Annotated in this window: 10 protein-coding genes; all 10 read left to right on the top strand. The window is 37.5% G+C overall.

Annotated elements, in window-relative coordinates; all coding sequences use genetic code 11:
- The first annotated feature begins 30 nt into the window (after positions 1-30).
- On the top strand, positions 31-1464 hold the full coding sequence (locus ACB104_RS12305) for a glycoside hydrolase family 28 protein (RefSeq protein ID WP_370479140.1): 1434 nt from the start codon (positions 31-33) through the stop codon (positions 1462-1464).
- Between the two features lie 122 nt (positions 1465-1586).
- A complete protein-coding gene (locus tag ACB104_RS12300; RefSeq protein WP_370479139.1) occupies positions 1587-2600 on the top strand; it encodes a DUF4861 family protein in 1014 nt (337 codons plus the stop codon).
- A 9-nt stretch (positions 2601-2609) separates the two neighbouring features.
- A complete protein-coding gene (locus tag ACB104_RS12295) occupies positions 2610-3851 on the top strand; it encodes a glycoside hydrolase family 88/105 protein (protein ID WP_370479137.1) in 1242 nt (413 codons plus the stop codon).
- 23 nt (positions 3852-3874) lie between these two features.
- Positions 3875-5503, top strand: a complete 1629-nt coding sequence (locus ACB104_RS12290) for a glycoside hydrolase family 43 protein (protein WP_370479135.1) — start codon at positions 3875-3877, stop codon at positions 5501-5503.
- A 2-nt stretch (positions 5504-5505) separates the two neighbouring features.
- The gene (locus tag ACB104_RS12285; RefSeq protein ID WP_370479133.1) at positions 5506-7197 is read left to right on the top strand and encodes a glycoside hydrolase family 28 protein; all 1692 of its coding nucleotides are present in this window, start codon (positions 5506-5508) and stop codon (positions 7195-7197) included.
- 1 nt (position 7198) lies between these two features.
- Positions 7199-9697 (top strand): glycoside hydrolase family 95 protein, encoded by a 2499-nt coding sequence (locus ACB104_RS12280; RefSeq protein WP_370479131.1) that lies wholly within the window; start codon positions 7199-7201, stop codon positions 9695-9697.
- Positions 9684-10544 carry a rhamnogalacturonan acetylesterase gene (locus ACB104_RS12275; protein WP_370479129.1) on the top strand — a complete coding sequence of 287 codons (861 nt, stop codon included), beginning with the start codon at positions 9684-9686 and terminating at the stop codon, positions 10542-10544. Before ACB104_RS12280 ends, ACB104_RS12275 begins: the two co-directional genes overlap by 14 nt.
- A gap of 3 nt (positions 10545-10547) precedes the next feature.
- Positions 10548-11516, top strand: coding sequence for an alpha/beta hydrolase fold domain-containing protein (locus tag ACB104_RS12270; RefSeq protein ID WP_370479127.1), 969 nt, complete (start codon positions 10548-10550; stop codon positions 11514-11516).
- Complete coding sequence (locus ACB104_RS12265) at positions 11506-12276, top strand: rhamnogalacturonan acetylesterase (RefSeq protein ID WP_370479125.1); 771 nt, start codon at positions 11506-11508, stop codon at positions 12274-12276. Before ACB104_RS12270 ends, ACB104_RS12265 begins: the two co-directional genes overlap by 11 nt.
- Positions 12277-12281: 5 nt before the next feature.
- Positions 12282-13277 (top strand): alpha/beta hydrolase fold domain-containing protein, encoded by a 996-nt coding sequence (locus ACB104_RS12260; protein ID WP_370479123.1) that lies wholly within the window; start codon positions 12282-12284, stop codon positions 13275-13277.
- Positions 13278-13314 lie beyond the last annotated feature (37 nt).

Below are 13314 nucleotides of genomic sequence, written 5' to 3'. Positions count from 1 at the left end.
AGTACAATCGATTACACTAAACAAAAACAAATGAACGCTAAAACACATTTTGGGCTATATTCTATCCTTTTATTTTCCTTTTTTTCTTTAACATTCAGTTCCTGCAAACAAAAAGAAAATGAAAAAAAAACCGAAGAAGCTGATGCTTTTGCTCAAGCCGACGCTATTATTGAATCTATACAAATTCCAGAATTCGCAAATAACATCATAAACATTATTGATTTAGGCGCTGTCTCTGATGGAGAAACCAATAACACAGAAATTATTGCAAAGGCCATTGATTCTTGCAGTAATATGGGTGGTGGTAAAGTAATCATTCCAAGTGGTAAATTTTTAACAGGGCCCATTGTGCTAAAAAGCAACGTAAACCTTCATTTGGAGGAAGGTGCTCATGTGCTTTTTTCAACCAATCATAACGATTATCTTCCCGTAGTTCATACATCCTATGAGGGTGTAGAGCTCATGAACTACTCCCCGCTTATTCGGGCCCATAAACAAAAGAACATTGCTGTTACAGGAAATGGCATCTTAGATGGTCAAGCCAGTAACAACAATTGGTGGCCGTGGTGCGGTAAAGACTCTTATGGCTGGGAAGAAGGGGCTCCAAAACAGCACGATTCCATTAACCTGCCAACATTACGAAAAATGAACGAAGCCCAAGTACCAGTTTCTGAACGCGTTTTTGGAGACGGTCATCATATTCGCCCATCATTTTTTGAACCTTTTGAGTGCGAAAATGTATTACTTCAAGGCGTAACCATTACCAATGCGCCGTTCTGGGTTATTCATCCATTAAAATGTAATTATGTTAGAATTGATGGTGTAACCGTTAATAGTCATGGACCAAATAATGATGGTTGTGACCCCGAATATTGCAAAAATGTACATATAACAAACTGCACATTTAACACCGGTGACGATTGTATCGCGATAAAATCTGGTAGAAATTCCGACGGAAGACGAGTTAACATCGCTTCTGAGAATATTGTTATTGAAAATTGCGACATGAAAGATGGGCACGGAGGCGTAGTTCTAGGTAGTGAAATATCTGCCGGGGTAAGAAATGTTTATGCTAGAAATTGTAAAATGGACAGCCCCAACCTAGATAGAGCCATCCGTATAAAAACGAATACGCTACGTGGTGGGTTTGTTGAAAACCTATATGTAAAAGACATTGAAGTAGGACAAGTAAAGGAAGCAGCCCTCAAAATCAACTTACATTATGGCATCTATGCCAATCAAGAAGGTGAATTTATTCCAAAAATAGATGGTGTTCATTTAGAAAATATGACTGTTGAAAACAGCGGGAAATATGGTATTATGATTAGAGGACGTGAAGAGGCCATTATAAAAAATGTAACACTGACCAATGTACACATCAAAGGCGCCAATGAAGACTTATCGGTGGAACATTCGGAACCAATTGTATTTAAAAACACAACGATTAACGGAAAAGCATATTAAAAATTTAATAACCAAACCTCATGAAACCGACATGATTAAAATAATTGTTAAACATACAGCAAAATGATTATTTTAATCATCAAAGGTTACATGTGACATTAAAAACCAATAAAAATTAACACATGAAAAAATTAGCAATTTTATCAATTGTATTTTTAAGTCTATTTTCTTGTAAAGACAAAAAATCTGTCTCCGATACTGTTATATCAGAAGAAATCTCTGACGAAATGGTACCACAAAAAACCTATGCAGAAATTTCTATTGCACAAGGCGGAGAATGGGTTGATGGCACTAGAGGGCATAAGGAATACAATGCCGGGACTTCTTTTAAAAATGTAGATTCCCTGCAGGTACCAAAAGAACATACAGATCATTCATGGTTTATTCGATATGAAGGACCAGGTTGGGAAAATAGTCAAGTTGGCTATCGTTTATATTTAGATTGGAGAAATGCCATTGATATTTTTGGTAAAAAGGTAGATTCAATTGTTTTGCCTTATGTTGGCCAAGATGGATTTGATTCTTACCACGAACCATCCCCATGGGGTCAAGATATCCTAAAGGCAGGGAATTCTATGGGTATTGGTGGCTATGGCCGTGTTGTTGCCGATTCTGTAGTTCATTTTCAAACTGTTAAAAACACTTTTGCTTATGTTGAAAATTCAGAAAAAAGTTCTTCGATTAACATTTCCTATGAAGGATGGGAATCTGGAGATGACACTATCGATTTAAAAGCCAAATTGACCATATTTCCGATTGATAGATACACAAAAGCTGAACTTTCACCATCAGACGAAATTACAGGTATTTGCACAGGAATTGTAGACCACGGTGTTACTTTCCACAAAAAAGAAGGTGAGACATGGGCTTACATTGCCACTTACGGGCAACAAACGTTGGCAAGTCCACCAGACAATTTAGGGATGGCCCTCTTTTATAAACTTGATGAAGTTGCAGAGCAAAAAAAGGGTGACTATGAACATTTGGTAATTTTTAAACCAACCACTGCAGCCATTACCTATTACTTTTTGGCTGCTTGGGAGCAAGAACTTAACGGCATTAAAACCGAAGATGCTTTCCTGACAGATTTAGACCTGAAGCTTCAAGCTTTAAATGAAACAAATTCAATTAACTAAACTATAAAAATGACATCTAAAATTAAATATTTTGCCGTTTTAGCATCGGTTGTCGCATTATTTACATCCTGTAAAGACTCAAAAAAACAAAACACCCTAGAAGAAACGGCAACCGTTGAAAAAGTTGTCCCCGAAGATTTAAAATGGTCTGAGCGCATGATGCTTTCAGAAATTGAACGTTTCCCAGAAGCTACCAAACTAGATTTTGCAACAAGGGCACGTTGGACATATACACCAGGTTTAGTTTTAAGTGCTTGCTCCAGAGTTTACGAACAAACAAAGAGGCAAGAGTATTACGATTATATTTACGATTATGCCGATACGCTGATTGACAGTACAGGAAACATTGATACATATAGCTTAGAAAAGCAGAATCTTGATATGATTAAATCTGGAGATGTTTTGTTATTCCTCTACCCTATTACCAAAGAAGAACGCTTTTTAAAAGCCATGCAAACCCTGGATAGCCAATTGGAATCGCAACCGACTACATCAGATGGTGGTTATTGGCACAAGAAAGTTTACCCGCACCAAATGTGGTTGGACGGACTTTACATGGCGGAACCCTTTCACACGCGTTATGCAAGGGAATATGTTGAAGACGAAGCTAAAAAGCAAAAAATTTACGACCATGTTGTACTTCAATTCGATTTAATACAAAAACACAGTCGTGATGAAAAATCGGGCTTACTTTACCACGGTTGGGATGAAAGCAAGGAACAGCGTTGGGCAAACAAAGAAACAGGAAACTCACAACATTTTTGGTCTCGTGGTATGGGTTGGTACGGTATGGCCATGGTAGATGTCTTAGATTTTTTACCCGAAGACCACCCCGGTCGTGAGCGCATTATTAAATATCTTAATCAATATGCCGAAGCTATTACCAATGTTCAAGATGAATCTGGTTTATGGTGGCAAGTTTTAGATCAAGGAGACAGAGAAGGCAATTACCTCGAAGCCACAGGAACATCAATGTTTACCTACACTTTTGCCAAGGGTGCTCGCAAAGGATATTTGCCAAAAAAATATTTAGATGTAGCCAAAAAATCATATCAAGCTTTGCTTGACAAGTTAGTTTCTGTTGAAGAAAATGGCGTAGTAAATCTAAACCAATGTTGTGCCGTTGCTGGTTTGGGCGGAAACCCTTATCGTGATGGTTCTTTTGAATACTATATAGGTGAAAAAATTCGCTCTAACGACCCAAAAGGCACAGGTCCGTTCATCATGGCTAGTTTAGAACTGGAAAAATAAAATACGCTCGAGCATATATTTCAATGAAACTAAACGCTTTTCTAATTTCACTTTTCTGTTCTACAATTTTATATGCACAAACCAATAAACCTTATGTTTCTGAAGTTTGGGTAGCCGATAACGGAGATGGAACTTACAATAACCCCATTATTTATGCTGATTATTCCGATCCTGATGTGGTTCGCGTTGGCGACGATTATTATATGACGGCTTCTAGCTTTAATGTCGCACCAGGATTACCCATACTGCATTCAAAAGATATGGTAAACTGGACATTAATTAACCATGCGCTAGAAACTCAAGTACCCGAGGAGACATTTAATATTCCTCAACATGGTAACGGTGTGTGGGCTCCGGCCATTCGTTACCATAAAGGTGAAATCTATATCTACTGGGGCGATCCGGATTTTGGTATTTACATGGTCAAGACTAAAGATCCTTACGGAAAATGGGATGAACCTGTTTTGGTAATGGAAGGCAAAGGGCTGATTGACCCCTGCCCGCTTTGGGATGACAACGGCGATGCTTATCTGGTACATGCTTATGCTGGAAGTCGTCGTGGTGTAAAAAGTTTATTGACCGTCAATAAAATGAATACCGAAGGGACAAAAGTTATCGATAAAGGCATCCACGTATTTGACGGACACGACAACCACGATACGGTTGAAGGTTCAAAATTTTACAAACAAAACGGTTATTACTACATATTTGCTCCGGCAGGAGGCGTAGCCATAGGCTGGCAACTAATTTTACGCTCAAAAAACATTTATGGGCCTTATGAGGAAAAAGTAGTTTTAGAACAAGGAAGCACAAACATAAATGGACCCCATCAAGGTGCTTGGGTTGACACCCCTAATGGGGAATCCTGGTTTTACCACTTCCAAGATGTTGATGCCTACGGAAGAATTGTTCATTTGCAGCCCATGAGTTGGAAAAACAATTGGCCAATTATGGGAAAAGATTATGATGGAAATGGCATTGGCGAGCCTGTAAAATCGCATAAAAAACCAAACGTTGGAAAAGCCTATCCGATAGAAACACCCGTTGAAACTGATTATTTTGATGGATTTAACATTGGGTTACAATGGCAATGGCAAGCCAATAGCGATGTGGTTTGGCATGCCAAATTACCTGGGAACGATTACTTGCGTTTGTTTTCAATAAAAGTACCCGAAGATTGCGCTAACCTATGGATGGTTCCCAACTTATTGTTACAAAAAATTCCTGCACCTGGCTTTACGGCTTCAACAAAGATTACGCTAATCCCCGAAGAAGCAAAGAGTGGTAAAACTGCAGGACTCATTGTTATGGGTATGGATTATGCTACCTTGAGCATTTCGAACAGTGAAAATGGTTTCTATCTTAAGCAAACAGAAACCCTTAAGGCTGTTGATGGCGCTGCTGAAGTTACTAACGAAACTGTAGAACTAAAATCAAATACGGCTTATTTTAAGGTTGAAGTCACAGCGCCAAATGCCATATGCCAGTTTTTATATTCTGAAAATGGTAAAAAATTCAAAAAAATAGGCAAGCCGTTCAAAGCCAAAGAAGGAAAATGGATTGGAGCTAAAGTAGGCCTATTCTGTATTAGCACACAAGACGCCAAACGTGGCGGATATGCAGATGTAGATTATTTCACAATAACTAAATAATTATGCAATCATCAATATTAAAACTAGGGTTAATTTGTTTAACCCTTTTTTGTTCAAAACTTTTAGAAGCGCAAACAACGAACTTTATAAACGAAAACGAAATATACGAAGGTATTGAGTTTGAAATGCCTAAGGTGAAAACAACTAGTTTTCCAAAATATAAGGTCAACATCAATGATTTTGGCGCTAAAAGCGGTGGTCTGTTTATAAACACTGAGGCTTTTGAAAAAGCTATAGAAAATGTAAACTCAAAAGGCGGTGGAAAAATAATTGTCCCGCGTGGTATTTGGTTAACCGGTCCCATAACTTTTAAAAGCAATGTTAATATTCATTTAGAGGACGGTTCCCTAATTCTATTTAGTGACGATTTTGACGATTACCCGCTTATAAAAACAAGTTTTGAAGGCTTAAACACGGTTAGAAACATTTCACCCATTAATGCCAATAATGTTGAAAACATTGCTATAACCGGCAGTGGCATAATTGATGGTAATGGCGACGCTTGGCGCCCTGTAAAAAAATCCAAAATGACAGATGGCCAATGGAAAAAATTAGTGAGTTCTGGGGGCGTTCTTTCAACCGATAAAAAAATCTGGTTTCCTAGCGAAGGTGCTAAAAAAGGCTATGAAAGTACCACAAACTTTAACGTTCCAGATTTAATTAGTGATGCAGAACTACAAGCAGTTAAAGATTATTTACGACCAGTTATGGTAAGTGTGGTTAATTCTAAGCGCATTCTTTTAGATGGCCCAACGTTTCAAAATTCACCAGCCTGGAACATTCACCCGTTAATGAGCGAAGATATCATCATAAGAAATTTAAATGTTAGAAATCCTTGGTATTCACAAAACGGCGATGGTTTGGATTTAGAATCGTGCAAAAATGTTCTGATTTACAACAATACTTTTGATGTTGGAGACGATGCCATCTGCTTTAAATCGGGCAAAAACGAAGATGGTAGAAAACGAGGTATGCCCACCGAAAATATTGTTGTTAAAAACAATATAGTACATCACGCCCACGGTGGTTTTGTTATAGGTAGTGAAATGTCAGGCGGAGTAAGAAACGTACATGTATCAAACTGTACATTTTTGGGTACGGATGTAGGTTTGCGGTTTAAAAGTACGCGCGGCCGTGGTGGAGTTGTAGAAAATATTTACATTTCAAATATTGATATGATTAATATTCCAACTGAAGCTATTCGTTTTAATATGTTTTACGGTGGAAACTCCCCTGTTTTAGAAGACGATCAAAATGCTGAAGATGAAAAACGCGATGAAACTATTGTTCTTGTAACGGAAGAAACCCCGTCATTCAAAAATATTTTCATGGAAAACATTAAAGTTTCCAATTCTGAAACGGCAGCCTTTTTTATGGGATTGCCCGAAATGAGCCTTAAAAATGTTTCACTTAAAAACGCCATTTTTCAAACAAAAAAAGGAATAACAGCTATTGACACCGATGGCTTAACACTATCAAATGTGAAAGTTATTGCCTCAGAAGATTATGCCCTGACTATTTATAACAGTAAAAATGTAGTTTCAGAAAACTTCAGCGTTGAAGAAAGCAAAAACCCTATAAAAGTTTTAGGGGCAAAAACTGAAAACATTCAATTTTTAAAATCAAATATATCATCGAGTAATATCAAACAGAGCGAAGAATTAAACAAAAAGGCCATTAAAGTCAGAAACTAAAATGAAAACCATTCCATTAAATACGTTTTATAAGCTTTTAATATTAGTACTAGTAGGTAACCTCGTTTCTTGCGATAAAACCGCGACACCAGTTAAAAACTATAGCAATATTTTATGGTATTCAGAAGCCGCCAACAATTGGAATGAAGCCCTACCCATTGGAAATGGCCGTATTGGAGGTATGCTTTTTGGCGGTGTTGAAAACGATAGAATTCAACTTAACGAAGAAACTGTTTGGGCCGGAGAACCGGGCAACAACATAACCAAAGATTATTTTAATGAGGTTGAAGCCATTAGAAAACTTCTTTTTGACGGCAATTACGAAGAAGCCCAGAACCTGGCTTTGGAAGTTTTCCCTAAAAGCACTCCTGAAAACACCAACTATGGCGTGCCGTACCAAACGGTGGGCAACCTCAACTTGCATTTTGAAGGTGTAAACAACTTTGAAAACTATAAAAGGGTTTTAGATATTGAAAATGCGATTTCAACGGTTACATATACTGCAAAAGGCGTTAATTACAAACGGGAATATTTTGTATCGTTCACAGACCAAGTGATGGTGATTCGCCTTTCGGCCGATAGGTCTAAACAATTGAATTTTGAAGTATCGATGGATATGCCTCAAAAAAAGCACAACATTTCCACCGAAAACGGCTTATTGAAATTAACAGGGAAAAGCGGCGACCACGAAAACAAAACTGGTAAAATTAAGTTTGAAACTTTGGTTTATCCTAAATTAACGGGCGGCGAATTAGTTCAAAACGATACTTCACTATCGGTTAAAAATGCCGATGAAGTTTTACTTTTTGTCAGTATTGGCACTAACTTTAAAAGCTATAACGATTTAAGTGGTTCTGCTGAAAAAATAGCTCAAAATCATTTAGAAAAAAGTCAATCGAAACCTTTTTATGAATTAAAACAAGCCCACGTTTCAGATTATAAAAATCTTTACGACCGTGTGTCGCTTCAATTGGGAGACGACGATACGAATAGTGTATTACCAACCGACAAACGCTTAGAAAACTTCGCTACTACCGAAGATTTATCATTGGTTTCACTTTATTTTCAATTTGGCAGATATTTATTGATTTCAAGCTCAAGGCCTGGAGGGCAGCCAGCAAATCTTCAAGGAATTTGGAATGATAAATTGTCTCCACCTTGGGACAGCAAATACACGGTGAATATCAACACCGAAATGAACTACTGGCCTGCTGAAGTTACTAACCTTTCAGAATTGCATCAACCACTTTTTTCTATGCTGGAAGACCTTTCTGTTACTGGACAGGAAAGTGCGCAAAAAATGTATCATGCCCGCGGTTGGAACATCCATCATAATACAGATATTTGGCGCGTTACGGGTATGATTGATGGTGGTTTTTATGGCTTTTGGCCCATGGGCGGCGCTTGGTTAACGCAACATATTTGGCAGCATTATTTATTTACAGGAGATAAAGAATTTTTAAAGAAATACTATCCGGTTTTAAAAGGCAAGGCACAATTTTACGCCGATGTTTTACGGGAAGAGCCCGAACATAATTGGTTGGTTGTTGCGCCTTCCATGTCACCAGAAAACAAATACATCAACAGTGTTGGGGTTAGTTATGGCACTACCATGGACAACCAATTGGTTTTTGATGTATTCAGCAATGTCATTAATGCATCAAAAATTTTAGACATTGATACCGAATTCGCAGATTCCATAGCTGTTTTAAAGAAGCGTTTACCACCGATGCAAATTGGCAAATATGGTCAACTACAAGAATGGATTAAGGATTGGGACGACCCCGGCAGCAAACACCGCCACATTTCCCATTTATATGGTTTACATCCATCCGCACAAGTATCGCCTTTTAAAAACCCTGAATTATTTAAAGCGGCCGAACAAACTTTGGAGTTTAGGGGTGATGTTTCAACAGGTTGGTCTATGGGTTGGAAAGTAAATTTTTGGGCGCGCATGCTAAACGGCAACAGGGCTTATAAGCTCATAAAAACCCAACTTACTTTAGTTGAAGATGGAACAGAATCAGGTGGAACTTACCCCAATTTATTTGATGCACACCCTCCTTTTCAAATTGACGGTAATTTTGGTTGCACTGCTGGTATTGCTGAAATGCTTATTCAATCGCATAACGAGGCACTGCATTTGCTCCCAGCCCTTCCAGATAATTGGAGCAATGGAGAAGTTAAAGGACTTAAAGCAAGAGGTGCTTTTGAAGTGGATTTAAATTGGAACAATAACACTTTAAATACGCTAAAAATAAAATCTGAATTAGGTGGAAACTTAAGGTTAAGAACCACTGAAGTTTTAGTTGATGAAAACGGCAATGAGCTTACCAAAGCATCAGGTGAAAATGAAAATGAATTTTATCAAACTCCAGATATCAAAACACCTTTAATTTCAAGTGAAGCCAATATTAAACCATTGCAACTTCCTGAATACCATATTTATGACGTTTCAACCGAAAAAGGGAAAACCTATGAATTCCATGCGCAAAATTAAAATGATACCTTACAATTTCATCCCTGTTTTTTTGACTATTCTTTTTCTTAACCTCACCTCTTGCAACTTAAAAAAGCAATCGGAAATCGTTGAAGAAGAAGCGAAAACCGTCACCACGGTTTACCTTATCGGCGATTCTACTATGGCCGATTATACAGGTGATTACGATATTGGAAAAAATTATATGAAAACCCGATACCCCGTTACTGGTTGGGGGCAAGTTTTTCAGTCCTTTTTAGTTTCTGATAGTTTGGAACAGATAAAAAATCTTGTTAAAACGGACAGTGCTTTAGTTAATGATAGAGCGCGCGGCGGAAGAAGCACACGTACTTTTTTTCAAGAAGGTAGGTGGCGTTCCGTATTTGTAAACCTTAAAAAAGATGATATCGTTATCATGCAATTTGGGCACAACGATGCTGCCGAAAACAAACCAGAACGCTATGTAAATATTGAAGGTTACAAGGAATTTTTAAGGTTGTATGTTAGCCAAACAAGGCAGAAAGGCGCCATACCAATTATTTTAACTCCTGTTGCACGAAACTACCCTTGGAACGATGATAAGCTGGAAGATGTACATGGAGAATATGATATAGCCCCAAAAGATGTTGCCACAGAAATGAATGTTTATCTAATAGATTTAAACTTAAAGTCTAGAGAATTTTTCACAAGGAAAGGAAAAGACTTTGTATCTCAAAATTACTTTATGAATTTGCCTCCCAATACTTACGAAGCATACCCTGACGGACAAAGCGATAACACACATTTTCAACCTAAAGGCGCAACTGTTGTCGCTGGTTTGGTTTTTGATGGTTTAAAAGAAATAAATTCAGGTTTAAACAATAAATAATTGATGAATAGGTTTCTTTGCTCATTTGGGGTTTTATTAATTTTTGGAAGCATGCTTTCCGCCCAAAAAAAGGAAGACTATCAACCTTATACCATAGAAAATACCTATCGAAAACTAATAAAAGACTACCCAAGTGTCACCCCAATTGTTTCACTAGTTTCAAAAAAAATCAAGTATAAGGAAGATGTTGTCTACAAAAAGACGGCCACGTCAAAACTGAAATTAGACGTTTATATTCCTATTACAAATAAACGAAAAGTAACATTTCCAGCGGTTTTACTTATTCATGGAGGCGGTTGGCTTACCGGAAGTAAAGAAAATGAACGTGTCATGGCGCAACATTTAGCCTTAAATGGTTATGTGGGTATTTCTGTTGCTTACCGGTTAGGATTTGAAGCCCCCTATCCTGCAGGAGTAAACGATTTAAAAGATGCCATTGTCTGGACAAAAAAGCATGCTAAAAAATATAATATAAATCCAGATAAAATTGCCGTTTTAGGAGCATCGGCAGGGGCACAACTTGCCACACTTATTGGAGTAACTCCAAATTCTAATTTATATAACACAAATTCAAAAATTTCAAATGAAGTACAAGCCATTGTAAATGTTGATGGCATTGTATCGTTTATTCACCCAGAGGCTGCAGCTGAGTCTAAACCGGGAAAGAAATCGATGGGAGGAATTTGGTTAGGTGGTGAAAAAGAAGAAAATTTTAAAACATGGAAAGAGGCCTCGCCGCTGGAATATGTTGGAGCAAATACACCTCCTATTCTTTTTATTAACAGCTCACACTCTCGCTTTCATGCTGGACGGGATGATATGATTAACATATTAAACAAACATGGCATTTATAGTGAAGTCCATACGCTTCCTGAAAGTCCACATTCCTTTTGGCTAATGCATCCGTGGTTTGAAACCACTTTAAGCTATACCGTAAATTTTCTAAATAAAACTTTAAAAAATGAAAAATAACGTTCTAAAATACATTTTGCTCCTATTTTTCTTTTCGCATTTAGCCTATGCCCAAGAAGAACAAAAAGTCAAAATTTATCTTGTGGGTGACTCCACCATGTGTTTATATGACGAAAGCCAATTTCCCCAAGAAGGTTGGGGCATGCCGTTTGTACATTTTTTTGATGATACCGTAATTATTGAAAATCATGCCAAAGGCGGAAGAAGTTCGCGCTCTTTTATTGAAGAAAACCTTTGGCAACCTATTATTGACTCTTTGAAAACTGGCGATTATGTTTTGATTCAATTTGGACACAACGATGCGCAAAATTCCCAAAACCATCCAAATAGAAAAACGACACCAGAGGAGTATAAAAAATACATCGAAAAATACATTAACGAAACGCGAGCAAAAGGCGCCAATCCTATAATTATAAGCCCTGTTACCCGATGGAAATTTGATTCTGAAGGTAAAGCTGAAGAATCTCATGCACCATACTTACAGGCCCTTTTGGAGGTTGCAAAAGAACTCAATCTACCATTCATAGATTTGGATACAAAAAGCCGTGAACTTCTAGATAAAATGGGCAAAGAATGTTCTAGATACTTATTTATGTTTTTCGAGCCAGGTGAGTATTTCAAATTCCCTGATGGCTACCCAGACAATACACACTTTACAGAATTTGGTGCTAGAAAAATGGCTGAAATTGTATTGAATGATATTATTGCGCAAGATTTAGAATTGGCCAAACATATCATCAAACCCTACAAAAGGCAATAAAAGGTATGAAATTTAATTTTCAAATAATTCAACTTACGTGCTTTTTCATTTTATTATTTTTAAATGGCAAAGCACAAACAAAAAACAAAAAAATCCCTAAAGATACTTCATATTCGATTATGGGACAGTATCAAAAATACGTAAAGTACTATCCCGAAATAAAACCAGGTAAAGACTCACTTCCAGCAAATGTTGTTGCATATCGGGATATAGTTTACACAACACTTAAAGACACCCCATATGGAGCTAGGGATTTACATTTAGATATATTCTCTCCAGAAAAGCCAGGAAAATACCCAGCGCTAATTATGGTGCATGGTGGAGCTTGGTTGTCTGGTGATAAATCCATGCAAATACCTATGGCACAAAAACTTGCTTCGAAAGGTTTTGTAACGGTTTGCGTTGAATATCAACTTTTACTGGAAGCCAAATATCCTGCACCTGTTTTCAATATAAAAAGCGCTATTCGTTGGATGCGTGCAAATGCCAATACCTATAACATAGATTCCAACAAAATTGCAATTTCTGGCTGCTCCGCAGGTGGGCAATTAGCCATGTTGGTTGGTTTGACAAATGGCGTCGAAAACAAGGAAGGCAACCAAGGTAATTTAGGATTTTCAAGTACTGTACAAGCCATAATGGATTTGGATGGTGTCATTAATTTTATGGCTCCAAGGTCATTAAATCTTAACAGGACCCCAAATTCATTTGATGTGAAATGGCTAGGTGGTACTTTTGAGGAAAAACCAGAAGTTTGGAAAGATGCATCGAGTATTTATTGGGCGAATGAAAACTCTGCTCCTATTTTATTTATTAACAGTAATTACCCAAGATTTCATGCTGGGCAAGACGAACTTATCGCTATGATGAGTGATTGGGGAATATATACGGAAGTAAGAAGAATGGAGCTTAACGCTCATGCTTTTTGGCTATTTGAACCATGGATTGGTACCACCGTAAACTATATGGATACATTTTTAAAAAAAGTGTTTGATCAATAAAAAAGCCGCTTAATAAAGCGGCTTTTTTCAACTACTA

This window comes from Tamlana flava, from assembly GCF_041287255.1.
Lineage (GTDB): Bacteria > Bacteroidota > Bacteroidia > Flavobacteriales > Flavobacteriaceae > Tamlana > Tamlana flava.
The sequence above is the reverse complement of the archived record's forward strand: the minus strand, read 5'-3'. Positions and strand labels throughout refer to the sequence as shown.